The following is a 15048-nucleotide window of genomic DNA, read 5'->3' as shown; positions in this document are numbered from 1 at the left end:
CCTCCTCTCAGCGGTCCAGCACGAGGGACTTGCCCTCGAAACGCGATACACAGGGCATGATTTTCTTGCCCGCTGCCTTTTCCTCATCGGTCAGCCAGTGGTCGCGGTGAACGAAATTGCCATCATGATCCAGCACAACGGTTTCGCATTGGCCACAGGCCCCGCCGCGGCACAGATACGGAGCATCCACCCCTTCACGTTCGATCGCCTCCAGCAGGCTTTCATTCTCGCCCACATGAATAACCTTGTCCGATGTGGCCAACCGCACTTCGAACGGTTTGCCGGGTCGCGGTGCCAGAAACTCTTCGTAATGGACGCAATCCTCGGGCCAGCCTTCGGCAGCGGCGGTGTTGCGCACCCACTCAATCATGCCCTTGGGACCGCAGACATAAACATGCGTTCCCAAGGGTTGCCCGCTCAGCAGGTTTTTCAGATCAATCTGCTGGTTTTGGTCGTCGTAATACAGATGGGTTTCATTCGGATGCCTGTCTGTCAGTTGCTCGGCATAAGACGCCAATGCCGTGTTGCGGCACGCGTAATGCAGTTCCCAGTGCCCGTGCAGCAGTTCGAGTTGCTTGATCTGCGCCAGAAAAGGCGTGATGCCAATGCCACCGGCCAGAAACAGGTGCTTGCGGGCGCGCAAGTCAAGCGAGAACAGGTTAACCGGGTAGCTGATTGTCATTTCATCACCCAGCTTGACCTGACGGTGCATGAACAACGAACCGCCCCTGCCTTCGTCATCACGCCGGACCGAGATCGTATAGGATGACTGATCAAACGGGTCGGACATCAGGGAATAAGGATTAAGCCGTGTGATACCGCCATCCTTCATTTCGACAACGGTATGCGCTCCGCCGGAAAAAGTTGGCAACTGACCGCCGTCGATGCGTTCGAACCGGAACCGCGTCACCAGTTCATTCAGCGGGGTGATTTCGGTCACTTTGACCTGAATTTTCTCGGCACCGCTCATTCGTAAATCCCTTTCGGCTCGGGCACGTTGCCATGATCTTCGGCGTCGACGCGGACACCCTGATAGGCGGCAAGCCGGCGGGAGTAGTGATCGCGCACGAACAGATTCAGCCCGCAATGCGAGCAGACAAATGGATCAACCTCGACATTTTCGGTGATGCCTTTGCAGTGCACACATTGCATCCGGCGTGCAACCGAACCGCGATGCTCGGTCTGTATTGCCGTGTGTGGCAGGCCGACTGCTGTCACCTCATTCATGGCCTGTCCCATCATGCCCTCAGTACCGCTCAGATAGACCTGCAGTCCCATATGCGCGTCCTCCAGTACGCGGCGGATGCGTTGCAGCGCGGCCGCATAGGAAGGTCCTTCGTAGAACTGCGCGGGGTTCAGCGCCTGCAACCTTTCCGAGTAGTCCGTCCCTTTGGGGATATAGATCAGGTGCGTTTTGGCCATCAGATCAGGCGTCGCGATGTCGAGAACGGCTTCGGCGCCTTCGGCTTCGGCGATCATGAGATGATGGTCGCCCTGCCGAGCCTCCAGCGTGCCCCAGATCGGTCGGCTTGTGATTGACTTGGGAAATTCGAACTTTGACATTGTACCCTCAAATAGGAAAAGGGCGCCACGGTATGCCCGTTGCGCCCCCTGAAACTCAGCCCTTTGCGGTTCTGATCGATTTATCCTGATCGTAGAACGGCATCTCTTCCGCAGTCGCCGCTATTTCCGTTCCATCTCCGTTGCGCACCGTCAGCTTGGTTCCGGGCGATGCGCAGGCAACCGGCATCCGCGCGATACCCACGTTATGCCCGTTGATTTCGGAATACATGCCAAAGGTGACAACACCGACCTTTTCGCCGTTCTGCAGCAGGTCCGCGCCCTCATTCGCTGGTGTCGTGCCTTCCAACTTGACGCCATAGATCTTGAACCGTTCCTTGCCCTTCGAGGCATAATGGTTCTCGGCGCCGATAAAGCCGGTCTTGCCGGGTGAGACAGTGAAATCCAGACCCAGTTCCCACAGCGTATCACCACACGTCTCACCATCGAACGGATAGGTTTCCGAATTATCGCCCGGATAGAACAGCAGGTAACTTTCGGTGCGCAGCAGATCGAGTGTCGAGAACTGGACCGGTACGATGCCCATGTCCTTGCCGTCAGCCAGAATGCTGTCCCACAGATGCACAGCATGTTTGGCCTGACAGAAAATCTCGTACCCACGCTCACCGGTATACCCGGTCCGCGAAACCATCACCGGGCACCCATAAAGCTTGGTCTGCATAATGCCGAAATAAGCCAGGTCACGAATGCCGGGGATATGCTTGGCCAGGAAATCAACGGCGACTGGCCCTTGCAGCGACATATCATGCATGTCGTCGTCAAAAATGACCGAGCAGTTCTTGCCTGCCGCCACGGATGTCAGCTGCTCCATGCCTGTTCCGGTGCCATGCACCACCAACCACGTGTTCACCGACAGACGATAGATGATGCAGTCATCAACAAACTTGCCTTCAGCATTCAGGATCGAGGCATAGGTCGATCGGCCCGGCATGATTTTTTCCACATTCCGCGTGGTGACGCGATCAATAACATAGGCGGCATCCTCGCCAACCACATGAACCTTTTTCAGACCGGACACATCCATAAGACCAGCTTTAGTGCGGATGGCTTCGTAGTCCGCTTTGGCACGTTCAGGGCTGTGGTCATAGAACCAAGCGGTCCCCATTCCGTTCCAGTCCTCAAGCTCGCCGCCGATCTCGGCATGGCGCTGCGCAAGGGCCGACGTCCTCCAAAGAATGGCCATGGTTCAGGTCTCCCGTTGATCGTTTTTGTTGGCCACATTGAGGCCGATGTTGGATTGAAAATCAACACCTGAGTGCAGAAAATTTTCCTGCTGGGAATATTTGCCTGCAATTTTTGCACCCTGAAAACATTCCTGAGAAAGGAATTTGTTAGTTGTTTGTCAAATGTTTAGGTCCGTTTTTGGTGTGCCAAAGCGTAGGTTACGGACAGGCCTAAAAGGTGTTTGCCCCACATATCTATTGACAGGTCGCAAATGAAAATGTCCTCTGAGTAGATAAATATTCCCAGCAGGAAATTCTGCGCGGGCGGACCTCCTGCTGCAACAACAGGGAGACTACGAAGTGGATGGTAATCTAAACGCACTCACGACGGTCTTTACCGAGTTTTATTACTGGGTAACGGTCGTCTTCATGTTCCTCATCCATGTGGGCTTTTGCATGTACGAGGTCGGCGCCAGCCGAGCGCGTAACCACATGCACACATTGATGAAAAACATCATGATCATCCCGCTGGTGACGGTCACGTTCTTCTTCTTCGGATGGTGGATCTATTGGGCCTTTCCGAACTTTCCGTTCTGGGGCGGTCTGGATGCAGAAGCGGGTGCCGCGAATCTGCCTTGGGCCGACACAATGGCCACCAACCTTGGCGACAGAATCACAGGGGTCTTCTGGGCCGCATTCTTGCTGTTTTCGTGGACCGCGGCCTCGATCGTTTCCGGCTCGGTGATCGAGCGGATCAGATCTTCGGCCCTTTGGGTACATGCGGTGCTGATCGGGTCGGTCTTCTGGATCATCGATGCCGCATGGGGTTGGCACTATGCCGGCTGGATGGTGCGTGTTCTGGGGTATCATGATGCCTATGCATCCGGCGTTATTCACGCGATCGCGGGGGGGTATGCGCTTGGTGTGATCATGGTTCTGGGTCCGCGCCTTGGCAAGTTTGCTAAGGACGGAACTCCTCGGGATATTCCACCTCACAATCCTTGGATGCTGACGATCGGGATTTTCCTGATCTACACCGGCTTCTGGGGTTTCTACGCAGCCTGCAACGTTCCGGTGATCTCTCCCGAGGCGATTGACGGGCAGATCACTGGTGTGACCTGGACCGCAACAAACATCTATCTGGCTCCGACGACGCTCTCAGCGATCACCTTTAATTTCCTGATGTCTCTGTCGGGTGGCTTGATGGCCGCGTACGTGGTTTCAAAAGGTGATGCCTTCTGGACATTCTCGGGCGGGCTGGCCGGTATTATCACTGCGTCCGCGGGCAATGATTTGTACCACCCGATCCAGGCGATGATCATCGGCGCGATCGGGGTCGTGATTGTTTACAAGCTGCACTACTGGGTCGAACGCCGGTTCAAACTTGACGATGCTGTTGGTGCCGTTGCAGTGCACGGGTACTCAGGTGTCATTGGCCTCATCATTGCTGGGTTTGTCCTGTGGGGTGTCCCGTCGTCGCCTTACGAAGGATATGCGACGATCAATCCGGTCGGACAGGTCACCGGTGCAGTCATAATGTTCTTTGTGCTGGGTTTCATGCCCGGTTGGATCGTAGCCAAGTTGCAGGCAGCTGCCGGTGTTCTTCGCATACCGGAAGAGGTTGAGCTTCAAGGCCTCGATTACGCCGAACACCATGCCTACGAAGATGCCAAAGCAGCGATCATCGCGGCTGACAAAGAAGAGCTGGCCGCCCGCGGCGCAGCCGCGAAATAGAGGAGAACGTTATGTCTACAATCGGATATACAAGTTGGGCCGTTGATCTTGCCGAAGTCGGACCGGTCTATCCTTTCCAGGGGTACGAAATTCTGATGGTCATCATCGGCGTTGTCTTCTGGGTCGGCTGGCACCGTATCCAATTTGTCCGCGAGGGCGAACACCTTGAAAAAGCCCGTCACGCAGGAGACGAAGACAGAGTAAGAGCACAGCTGGAACGCTATTGATCCGGTTCTGAGAACCGGCAATGGGCGCAAGGTCAATGGATGCGCCCATTGCCTGACAGGAAAAAAACTTTCCTGCTGTTATTGATATCCCGCAGAATAATTGGTACCGTCGAATCATAACGAAACACACAAGGAGATCTGCCAGCCATGTGCGGAATTGTTGGATTATTCCTCAAAGATCAGTCCCTTGCTCCTCATCTGGGCAATATGCTGACAGACATGCTGATCACGATGACAGATCGTGGCCCCGACAGTGCCGGTATTGCGATTTATGGCGCAGAATCGGAGGGTAAAACCAAGATTACGGTTCAGTCCCCCAACCCCGACACCGATTTTGTCGACCTTGCGGACGAGTTGGGCAAAAGCCTGGGCACATCTGTTGGTCAAAGAAACAACGACTCACATGCCGTTTTGGAAGTTCCCGCCGGTCAGTTCGAAGCTGCACGCGCCGCGCTGGCTGAGATCCGCCCATCGGTCCGGGTGATGAGCCGTGGCGACAGCCTTGAAATCTACAAGGAAGTCGGCCTGCCGAAGGATGTTGCCGAGCGTTTTAACCTCAGCGGAATGAGCGGCACGCATGGCATCGGACACACCCGCATGGCGACGGAATCTGCGGTGACCACAATGGGTGCCCACCCGTTCAATACAGGGTCCGACCAATGTCTGGTCCATAACGGGTCGCTGTCCAACCACAACTCGTTGCGTCGCAAACTGCGCCGCGCGGGTGTAACGATCCAAACAGAGAATGACACCGAAGTTGGCGCAGCCTACCTGACCTGGAAGATGATGAATGGTGCCACCTTGGGCGAGGCTCTGGAATCCAGCATTGATGATCTGGACGGTTTCTTCACTTTTGTCGTGGGAACCAAGGACGGCTTTGGCGTCGTGCGTGATCCGATCGCGTGCAAACCAGCCGTGATGGCCGAAACCGACCAGTATGTGGCTTTTGGCAGCGAGTATCGCGCCCTGGTGAACCTGCCAGGCATCGAAGATGCCCGAGTTTGGGAACCTGAACCGTCCACCGTTTATTTCTGGTCGCACAACGACAGCCCTACAACCCACGAAAAGGCCGCCTGATATGCAGACCTATGATCTAGAGGCAGACGGGCTGCGCGGATTGAACTCTTGCTTGCAGGCACAAAATTCTGAGACCAACCAGACCCGCTGGGAAATTGTAAATCCCAAGGGCAGCCACGCGATAGCCGTTGGGCTGGATGCGCCGGTCGAGGTGACGGTCAAGGGATCGACCGGGTATTACTGCGCGGGGATGAACCAGCAGGCAACCATCAAGGTAGAAGGATCCGTCGGGCCGGGTGTTGCAGAAAACATGATGTCCGGTCAGGTCATCGTCGATGGTGACGCCAGCCAATATGCCGGCGCGACCGGCCATGGCGGGTTGCTGGTGATCAAGGGCAATGCAAGCTCGCGCTGCGGCATTTCGATGAAAGGCATCGACATCGTCGTGCACGGCAATATCGGCCACATGTCCGCCTTCATGGCGCAAGCCGGAAATCTGGTGGTCTGCGGAAACGCAGGCGATGCGCTGGGGGATTCACTCTACGAGGCGCGGCTGTTCGTGCGTGGCTCGGTCAAAAGTCTTGGCGCCGATTGTATCGAGAAGGAAATGCGCCCCGAGCATCTGGAGATACTGAAAGACCTGCTGGACCGTGCGGGCTGTGATGCCAAACCGGAAGAGTTCAAACGCTACGGCTCGGCACGGCAGCTGTACAATTTCGACATCGACAACGCCGCCGCATACTGAGGAAGAAGGGTATGAAAGATATGGACGATCAGATCCCCCGCACCCTGCCGATCCAGTCGGCGACGTTCTCCAACCCCATCAATGCCGAGATCCGACGCGCAGCCGCGACAGGCATCTATGATATTCGCGGAGGTGGTGCCAAGCGCAGGGTCCCTCATTTCGACGATCTGCTATTTTTGGGCGCATCTATCTCGCGCTATCCGCTGGAAGGATATCGCGAACGCTGCGATACCTCGGTAACGCTAGGCACACGTTTTGCGAAAAATCCGATCAAGTTGGACATTCCGATCACCATCGCGGGTATGAGTTTCGGCGCGTTGTCTGGTCCCGCCAAAGAGGCTTTGGGCCGTGGCGCATCTGCTGCGGGCACGTCGACCACAACCGGCGATGGCGGCATGACCCCGGAAGAACGGGGCCACTCGACCAAACTGGTCTACCAGTATCTGCCCTCGCGCTACGGCATGAACCCGAATGATTTGCGCAAGGCGGATGCGATTGAAGTCGTGGTCGGGCAAGGCGCCAAACCCGGCGGTGGCGGGATGCTTCTGGGTCAGAAGATCAGCGACCGTGTGGCCGAAATGCGGACCCTGCCCAAAGGCATCGACCAGCGTTCGGCCTGTCGCCATCCGGACTGGACGGGGCCGGACGATCTGGAGATCAAGATCCTTGAGCTGCGCGAAATCACCGGTTGGCAGGTGCCGATCTATGTCAAGGTCGGCGCGACGCGCCCCTATTATGATACTGCACTGGCGGTAAAGGCCGGGGCTGATGTCGTGGTCATGGACGGGATGCAGGGTGGCACAGCCGCCACGCAGGATGTGTTCATCGAACATGTTGGCTTGCCCACACTGGCCTGTATCCGCCCCGCCGTGCAGGCGTTGCAGGATCTGGGTGTACACCGTGAAGTTCAGTTGGTCATTTCGGGTGGCATAAGAACAGGTGCCGATGTGGCCAAAGCATTGGCGCTTGGGGCCGATGCGGTCGCCATTGGCACCGCCGCTCTGGTGGCCCTTGGCGACAACGATCCCAAATGGGAATCCGAGTATCAGAAACTGGGCACGACCACAGGGGCCTATGATGACTGGCACGAAGGGCGCGACCCCGCTGGCATCACAACGCAGGACCCAGAGCTTGCCGCGCGCTTGAACCCCGTCGAAGCGGGTCGCAGGCTGCGCAACTACCTGAAGGTCATGACGTTAGAGGCGCAGACCATTGCGCGTGCCTGCGGTCACAACCACCTGCACAACCTCGAGCCGGAGGACCTGTGTGCCCTGACCATGGAGGCCGCCGCGATGGCGCGGGTGCCCTTAGCGGGAACCAGTTGGTACCCGGGCAAGGAAGGGTTCTGAACATATGCGACGCGGCCTCCTGAATGGGGGCCGCGTTCTTGCTTTGAAAATCAAAAATTCAACAGGGAAAGGAAAGCAATCGTGACGACAGATCTCGCAGCTTTCGCAAAAGAAAAAGGCGTTAAATACTTCATGATCTCGTTCACCGATCTGTTTGGTGGACAGCGGGCCAAACTGGTGCCAGCGCAGGCCATTGCCGAGATGCAGGAAGATGGCGCTGGTTTTGCCGGTTTCGCTACCTGGCTCGACATGACACCGGCGCATCCCGACATGCTGGCGGTTCCGGACCCGTCTTCCGTTATCCAACTGCCCTGGAAGCCAGAGGTGGCATGGGTTGCGGGCAACTGTGTGATGGAAGGCAAGGACGTCGCGCAAGCTCCGCGCAATGTTCTGCGCCGCCTGATCGACGAAGCGGCAAGCGAGGGCATGCATGTCAAAACCGGGATCGAGGCCGAGTTCTTTTTGATGACCCCGGATGGCGAACAGATCAGTGATCCGTTTGATACAGCCGAAAAGCCCTGTTATGACCAACAGGCCGTGATGCGCCGTTATGATGTGGTGCGCGAAATTTGTGACTACATGCTGGACCTGGGCTGGGGTCCGTACCAGAACGACCACGAGGATGCCAACGGCCAGTTCGAGATGAACTGGGAATTCGATGATGTCCTGCGCACAGCAGACAAGCATTCCTTCTTCAAGTTCATGGCAAAATCGATCGCGGAAAAACACGGGCTACGGGCGACATTCATGCCGAAACCGGTCGAAGGGCTGACCGGAAATGGCTGCCATGCCCATATCTCGGTCTGGGATGCGCCGGGTGATGCCGCTAAAACCAATGTATTCGCAGGAGAGGGTGACGGCCCCACCGGCGAGGTTGGTCTGGGAGAACGCGGCAAGCACTTCCTCGGCGGGATCATGAAACACGCCTCGGCACTGGCGGCGATTACCAACCCCACTGTGAACAGCTACAAACGCATCAACGCGCCGCGGACGATGTCCGGTGCTACCTGGGCGCCTAACACGGTGACTTGGACCGGCAACAACCGCACGCACATGGTGCGCGTTCCCGGCCCCGGACGTTTCGAATTGCGCTTGCCCGATGGCGCAACCAACCCCTACCTGCTACAGGCCGTCATCATCGCGGCCGGGCTGTCAGGTATCCGGTCCAAAGCCGATCCCGGCAAGCGCTGGGACATCGATATGTATGCCGAAGGCCATAAGGTACGCGGTGCACCGAAACTGCCCCTGAACATGCTTGATGCGCTGCGCGAATACGACAAGGACAAAGAACTGAAGGCGATGATGGGTGCCGAATTCTCGTCAGCCTTCCTGAAAATGAAGCATCAGGAATGGAACTCTTTTGTTTCCCATTTCTCGCGCTGGGAAAAAGACAACACGCTCGATATCTAAGTCGGATTGCAGGATTGCATATCGGGGCCGCGCCATAGGCGGCCCTGTTTCTGCGATGGCCACGCGAAGTTAGTCGCTCTTTTCACGCTGTGTGTCACGGGCATCTGCGCCCGCATCCGCCTCCAGCCGCCAGTCAGGTACGTCATTGACCAGCATGAGCGCCGCCCTGCGCAACGTCACGCGCATCCTGTCGACAACCGGACCGGACATGCCGCAATCCGCCAGCGCGGCGTCAAACGTCTCCAGCCAAAGCTCGGCATCAGCTTCGCGGATAGGGACATGCGCATGAATTTCACGCAGGTCCATGTGACCAAATCGTTCGCGGTAATAGGCCCGCCCTCCCAGAAAACCGCTGAGAAATTCGAACTGGGCCTGTCTGGTATGGTTCAGCCCATGGCCGCGAAAGTGTAGCCTGTGCAAGGAATAAACTGCCGGATCCGTTTCCATCCGATCATAGAAACGCTCAACCAGACTGCGCAGCCGGCTCTCACCGCCAAGTTGCTCTAATGCAGACGTCATGTGCTGCCTCTTACTGCCTTTGGCTTCAATATTATTGCATATCAGGAAAATAAGTTTAACACCAGTGACAGTTTGACGTATGCATGGTCTCAAGCGGATTGAAACTAAGCCGATGATGGTGATGACAAAATGACTGCTCTGGCGCTTGGCCTGGTCGCAGCACTTTGCTGGGGTATACACGATCTGGCAGTACGTTATGTCAGCCAGTCTGTCAGCGTGATCGCATCGCTGATGGTCGTGCTGATATCTGGCGCGGTGCTTCAGTTTGGTCTGACGGTGACGCTGGGTACATTTGACTCGATTTCTGGTGCCGCAGTGTTCACCGCTGTCGCCGCGGGCGGGTTTTATCTGTTGGCGGGTATCAGCATGTATGCCGCTTTTCAGCGTGGCCCGGTTCGGTTGGTTGCGCCACTTGTCGCGAGTTACCCGGTCTTGTCCGTGTTGCTGGCCATATGGCGTGGTGCAACTATCAGCCCGCTGCATTGGCTTGCCGTCATTGCGATTGGCATCGGGGTTTCCGTGGTCGCAGCCAAGTCCGAACGGGATGCGGTGGTGTATCCGGCAACAGGCCCAACAATACTGCTGTCGCTGGTTGCGGCCGTCGGCTTCGCGGCGGCCTTTGCCCTTGGACAATATGCAACCGAGCTTAGCAACGAGTACTCGGTCTCGCTGGTCAGCCGATTGGCGGCAATCCTGACTCTGGGGATGGTTGCTGTGGCATCTGGAAAAGCAATCTGGCCCGGACCCCAAGTGATGCCCCTGTTATGTGTGATGGGCGTTCTGGATGCAGTTGCCATCCTTTGCGTGGTCTCAGCGGGTGGTTTGCCCAATGCACAATTTGCCTCGGTCTCGGCATCCGTTTTTGGGTTGTTAACCGTAGTTCTGGCCTGGGCCATATTGAAGGAAAAAATGGCTCTTCAGCAGTGGCTTGGGTGTTGTGTTGCATTTGCAGGTATAGGGTACCTTGCACTCTGAAACGCCCCCCTCCGGCCCCCGTGTTTATCAGGCGGTCAGGCCTTCTGGTTCTGGGAGTTTGTTTGCGCGGCAGCAGGCGGTGAGGGTGTTGGCCAGCAGGCAGGCGATGGTCATGGGGCCGACGCCGCCGGGGACCGGGGTGATGGCGCCGGCGCGTTCGGCAGCGCTGGCATAGTCGACGTCGCCGACCAGCTTGGTCTTGCCATCCCGCTCGATGCGGTTGATGCCCACGTCGATCACGGTGGCGCCTTCCTTGATCCAGTCGCCGGGCACCATCTCGGGGCGGCCGACAGCGGCCACGACGATATCGGCGCGGCGCACCACATCCGGCAGGTCCCTGGTGCGCGAATGCGCGATGGTCACGGTGCAGCTGTCCCCCAGCAGCAGCTGCGCCATCGGCTTGCCCACGATGTTCGAGCGACCGATGACAACTGCATCCATGCCCGACAGCGACCCGTGGTGATCGCGCAGCATCATTAGGCAACCCAGCGGGGTGCAGGGCACCATCGATTTTTGACCGGTGCCCAGCAGGCCCACATTCGAAATGTGGAAGCCGTCCACATCCTTGGCCGGATCGATCGAGTTGATCACCAGATCCTCGTTCAGGTGTTTTGGCAGCGGCAGCTGTACCAGAATGCCATGCACCGCTGGTTCAGTGTTCAGTTTGTCGATCAGCGCCAGAAGGTCCGCCTCGGAGGTATCCACATCGAGCTTGTGCTCATACGAGTTCATGCCAACCTCGACGGTCATCTTGCCTTTCGAGCGGACGTAGACCTGGCTGGCCGGATCCTCTCCCACCAGAACCACGGCCAGGCCGGGGGTGATGCCGTTTTCCTCTTCAGCTTTGCAACCTGATCGGCCACCTGCGCGCGCACTTTGGCGGCAAAGGCCTTCCCGTCGATAACCTGCGCTACCATCCTTTGGTCCCTTCTTTCAAAACCCAAACGGGCGCAAAACGCGCCCGGTCTTTACTCGGGGCCGAGCACGCGTTCCTCACGTGCAATCGACCAGTCAATCAGAATGCGCCAGAGCGTTTCGGACAAATCGGGGTCCATCCCCGCGGCCTGCGAACTGGCGCGCACCTTTTGCACCACATCCTCGACCCGGTCCGGGATGCGGGCGGGCAGGCCCTCGCCCGGCTTCAGCTCAGACGCGCGGTCGATATAGCTTGCGCGCCTCACCAGCATCCCGATCAGCTGGCGGTCCAGCCTGTCGATCTGAACCCGCAGATCCCGCATCGAATGGCAGTCCTGCGGCGGTGTCAGAGTGGGCATCATCGTCTCCTCATGGCCCGGGGGTCCCGGACCACGAGATGTCTTATTCAGCGGCTTAGAACAAGCCCTCGATCTCACCTGCGTCATTGAGGCAGATGGTTTCCGCGGCCGGTTTGCGGGGCAGGCCCGGCATGGTCATGATCTCACCGCAGACAACCACGATAAAGCCCGCACCCGCGCTCAGGCGGACCTCACGCACCGGGACCGAATGGCCGGTGGGCGCGCCCCGCAGGCTCGGGTCGGTCGAGAAGCTGTACTGGGTTTTCGCCATGCAGACCGGCAGGTTGCCATACCCCGCTGCTTCCCATTCTTTCAGCTGCGTGCGGATCTTGTTGTCGGCCAGAACCTCGTCGGCGCGGTAGATGCGCTTGGCGATGGTTTCGATCTTCTCAAACAGCGGCATCTCGTCGGGGTAGATCGGCGCGAAGTTCGCAGAGCCCCCTTCGACGATTTCCACAACTTTGCGGGCCAGATCAGCAGACCCTTCCGAGCCCAGTTCCCAGTGGCGCGACAGAATCGCCTCGACCCCGTGAGAGGCGCAATAATCCTTCACCGCCTGAACCTCGGCATCGGTGTCGGTGACAAAGTGGTTGATGGCGACAACAACCGGCACACCGAACGACTTCACGTTCTCGATGTGACGGCCCAGGTTGGCGCAGCCCGCCTTGACCGCGGCGACGTTTTCCGCGCCCAGATCGGCCTTGGCGACACCGCCATTCATCTTCATCGCCCGCACGGTGGCAACCAGAACCACGGCAGAGGGCGCAATGCCCGCCTTGCGGCACTTGATGTTCATGAACTTCTCGGCACCCAGATCGGCGCCAAAGCCCGCCTCTGTCACCACATAGTCAGCCACTTTCAGCGCGGTCTTGGTGGCAATGACCGAGTTGCAGCCATGCGCGATGTTGGCAAACGGGCCACCGTGGACAAAGGCCGGGTTGTTTTCCAGCGTCTGCACCAGGTTCGGCTGCATTGCGTCTTTCAGCAGAACGGTCATCGCCCCTTCGGCCTTGATGTCGCGGCAATAGACCGGCGTCTTGTCGCGGCGATAAGCCACGATGATATCACCCAGACGCTTTTCCAGGTCCTTCAGGTCGTTTGACAGGCACAGGATCGCCATGACCTCGGACGCCACTGTGATGTCAAAACCTGTTTCGCGCGGGAACCCGTTCGACACGCCGCCCAGGCTGGCAGTGATCTGGCGCAGGGCGCGGTCGTTCATGTCGACCACACGACGCCATGCGACCCGGCGGGTGTCGATCTCGCATTCATTGCCCCAGTAGATGTGGTTGTCGATCATCGCCGACAGCAGCGAATGGGCCGAGGTGATCGCGTGGAAATCGCCGGTGAAGTGCAGGTTCATCTCTTCCATCGGAACAACCTGCGCATAGCCGCCCCCTGCAGCGCCGCCCTTCATCCCAAAGTTCGGACCCAGCGAGGCCTCGCGGATACAGATCATCGCATTCTTGCCGATCCGGTTCAGACCGTCACCCAGACCAACCGTCGTGGTCGTCTTGCCCTCACCCGCAGGCGTCGGGTTGATCGCCGTCACCAGCACCAGCTTGCCGTCTTCACGACCCTGCACCGAGTTGATGAACTCCTGGCTCACCTTCGCCTTGTCATGCCCATACGGCAACAGATCATCACTGGATATTCCAAGCTTCGCGCCGATCTCCTGGATCGGCTTCTTATTCGCTTCACGCGCAATTTCGATGTCGGATTTATAGCTCATTGGGTTTGGTCTCCCTGCGTGAGATAGTCTGGATTGGTCCGGCCAAAGCGACAAAACGCAGGGCCAGATTCGGTCGAAATTTTCTTTAAGGTAAATAAATATTCCCAAGGGTCAATACGTGAGTTTAAGGCACCCAGGGGACATTTCCAAACATCAAGTCAAGAATCGGGGAATTGCAACCAGGATTAGGCGTATCTTTTTCGACCTGCGCTTAGACCCAGCAACCAATCCTCGACGATGCGCTGTTCCGGGAAGGCTTTTTGAAGCGACCTTTTCAGCAAGTAGTATCCGGATTGTGTTCGCACCGACGCGTTCTGGATCGGCCTGACCAACGCGCCGCTCTCAAGCAAGGGGTCAACAAGATGGGCCCAACCCAATGCGATTCCCAATCCATCGACGGCAGCCTGAACCGACAGTGGATAGGTGTTGAAAGCCACGGCCTGTTCCATCGATGAGGTGGAAACACCGTTACCGCTGAACCATGTACGCCACGTCATCCACTCCGCATGGCTGCTGGTGACTTCAATAAGGTCCAGTTCCGGCAGCGCGGAAAGATCCGCCGCATTGGGGTTGCTTCTGAGGTACTCGGGGCTGCAAACCGGGAACACTGTTTCTCCGAACAGAAGCTTTGCCTCGTATCCCGGCCAATCGCCATCCCCACGCAGGATCGTCAGGTCCATCGAATCCGAAAGACACTCTGCGTCACTGTCCGAAGACACCAGCGAAATACGGATACGGCCATTGGATTTGTTGAACTTGTGCAGCTGTGGCATCAACCACAAAGACGCAACAGAATTCGTCGCGGAAATCGACACCTTGTTAGCCTGATGCTTGGCCAGCATTTCACGGCTGACGTCCCGCATCTGATCCAGTGACTTCTCGACAGTGGCCAACAGAATGGCACCTTGTTGCGTCAGTGACACCGAACGGTGACCCCGCACAAACAATGGCACGTCATAATGCTGCTCCAGCAGGCGCACTTTGCGGCTGATCGCAGTTTCCGAGATGTTCAGCACCTTACTGGCCTGCGCAAAGCTTTGCGCTTTTGCCGCGGCTTCAAATGCCAACAAATAATCGAGCGGAGGAAGGACTTTCCCTAGGACTGATGTTTTCTTTGGCATTTACAGGACTTTTCCCGATCTGGACGCGGCCACACGCAAAAACATTCATGGGCACCAGTTGCCGTCTGAACGAGCAACCGACTGTTATCATAGTAAAAAGTTGAGTTTGCCTCAAGATTTTATGGTCAACGCCCCTCAAATTTCTTTTCTGCATTATGAGCGATTCTAGGCAAAATGCACGAATTCGCGGGCCGGAAGAGC

General features: G+C 57.4%; 14 protein-coding genes and 1 pseudogene. 7 read left to right on the top strand and 8 right to left on the bottom strand.

The window, feature by feature from the left end; translation table 11 throughout:
• Positions 1-7 precede the first annotated feature (7 nt).
• Genes ACR3FC_RS21440 through ACR3FC_RS21430 form a run of 3 tightly spaced genes read right to left on the bottom strand, consistent with a single transcriptional unit; the run spans position 8 to position 2764 of the window.
• Positions 8-970, bottom strand: a complete 963-nt coding sequence (locus ACR3FC_RS21440; RefSeq protein WP_480478542.1) for a PDR/VanB family oxidoreductase — start codon at positions 968-970, stop codon at positions 8-10.
• Positions 967-1563, bottom strand: coding sequence for a dimethylamine monooxygenase subunit DmmA family protein (locus tag ACR3FC_RS21435; protein ID WP_480478540.1), 597 nt, complete (start codon positions 1561-1563; stop codon positions 967-969). Before ACR3FC_RS21435 ends, ACR3FC_RS21440 begins: the two co-directional genes overlap by 4 nt.
• Before the next feature lie 55 nt (positions 1564-1618).
• Positions 1619-2764, bottom strand: coding sequence for an aminomethyl transferase family protein (locus ACR3FC_RS21430; RefSeq protein ID WP_480478538.1), 1146 nt, complete (start codon positions 2762-2764; stop codon positions 1619-1621).
• A 340-nt stretch (positions 2765-3104) separates the two neighbouring features.
• Between ACR3FC_RS21430 and ACR3FC_RS21425 the strand changes: the two genes are divergently transcribed.
• From ACR3FC_RS21425 to glnT, 6 genes are all read left to right on the top strand, one after another.
• Positions 3105-4478 carry an ammonium transporter gene (locus ACR3FC_RS21425; protein ID WP_480478536.1) on the top strand — a complete coding sequence of 458 codons (1374 nt, stop codon included), beginning with the start codon at positions 3105-3107 and terminating at the stop codon, positions 4476-4478.
• An 11-nt stretch (positions 4479-4489) separates the two neighbouring features.
• Positions 4490-4705: a hypothetical protein gene (locus tag ACR3FC_RS21420; protein WP_480478534.1), complete on the top strand. Its 216-nt coding sequence runs from the start codon at positions 4490-4492 to the stop codon at positions 4703-4705.
• 147 nt (positions 4706-4852) lie between these two features.
• On the top strand, positions 4853-5782 hold the full coding sequence (locus ACR3FC_RS21415) for a class II glutamine amidotransferase (protein ID WP_480478532.1): 930 nt from the start codon (positions 4853-4855) through the stop codon (positions 5780-5782).
• Between the two features lies 1 nt (position 5783).
• The gene (locus ACR3FC_RS21410; protein WP_480478530.1) at positions 5784-6467 is read left to right on the top strand and encodes a protein GlxC; all 684 of its coding nucleotides are present in this window, start codon (positions 5784-5786) and stop codon (positions 6465-6467) included.
• Positions 6468-6487: 20 nt separating this feature from the next.
• Entirely contained in the window at positions 6488-7816 is a 1329-nt protein-coding gene (locus ACR3FC_RS21405; RefSeq protein ID WP_480478657.1) for an FMN-binding glutamate synthase family protein, read from the top strand.
• 81 nt (positions 7817-7897) lie between these two features.
• Positions 7898-9226 carry a type III glutamate--ammonia ligase gene (gene glnT / locus ACR3FC_RS21400; protein WP_480478528.1) on the top strand — a complete coding sequence of 443 codons (1329 nt, stop codon included), beginning with the start codon at positions 7898-7900 and terminating at the stop codon, positions 9224-9226.
• 69 nt (positions 9227-9295) lie between these two features.
• Here glnT and ACR3FC_RS21395 read toward each other — a convergent pair whose 3' ends face one another.
• The gene (locus ACR3FC_RS21395) at positions 9296-9745 is read right to left on the bottom strand and encodes a group II truncated hemoglobin (RefSeq protein WP_480478526.1); all 450 of its coding nucleotides are present in this window, start codon (positions 9743-9745) and stop codon (positions 9296-9298) included.
• Between the two features lie 129 nt (positions 9746-9874).
• Here ACR3FC_RS21395 and ACR3FC_RS21390 point away from each other — a divergent pair, with 129 nt between their 5' ends.
• Positions 9875-10720: an EamA family transporter gene (locus tag ACR3FC_RS21390; protein ID WP_480478524.1), complete on the top strand. Its 846-nt coding sequence runs from the start codon at positions 9875-9877 to the stop codon at positions 10718-10720.
• A gap of 27 nt (positions 10721-10747) precedes the next feature.
• Here ACR3FC_RS21390 and folD read toward each other — a convergent pair.
• The 4 genes and pseudogenes from folD to ACR3FC_RS21370 all read right to left on the bottom strand — a co-directional run bounded on the left by folD (position 10748) and on the right by ACR3FC_RS21370 (position 14847).
• Positions 10748-11637 (bottom strand): annotated as a pseudogene (gene folD, locus ACR3FC_RS21385) (bifunctional methylenetetrahydrofolate dehydrogenase/methenyltetrahydrofolate cyclohydrolase FolD).
• 51 nt (positions 11638-11688) lie between these two features.
• A complete protein-coding gene (locus ACR3FC_RS21380) occupies positions 11689-11994 on the bottom strand; it encodes a chorismate mutase (protein WP_480473724.1) in 306 nt (101 codons plus the stop codon).
• A gap of 55 nt (positions 11995-12049) precedes the next feature.
• Positions 12050-13726 (bottom strand): formate--tetrahydrofolate ligase, encoded by a 1677-nt coding sequence (locus tag ACR3FC_RS21375; RefSeq protein ID WP_480478522.1) that lies wholly within the window; start codon positions 13724-13726, stop codon positions 12050-12052.
• A 185-nt stretch (positions 13727-13911) separates the two neighbouring features.
• Positions 13912-14847, bottom strand: coding sequence for a LysR substrate-binding domain-containing protein (locus ACR3FC_RS21370; RefSeq protein ID WP_480478520.1), 936 nt, complete (start codon positions 14845-14847; stop codon positions 13912-13914).
• Positions 14848-15048 lie beyond the last annotated feature (201 nt).

The sequence above is a fragment of the Ruegeria sp. AF3 genome, assembly GCF_056536285.1.
The sequence above is the reverse complement of the archived record's forward strand: the minus strand, read 5'-3'. Positions and strand labels throughout refer to the sequence as shown.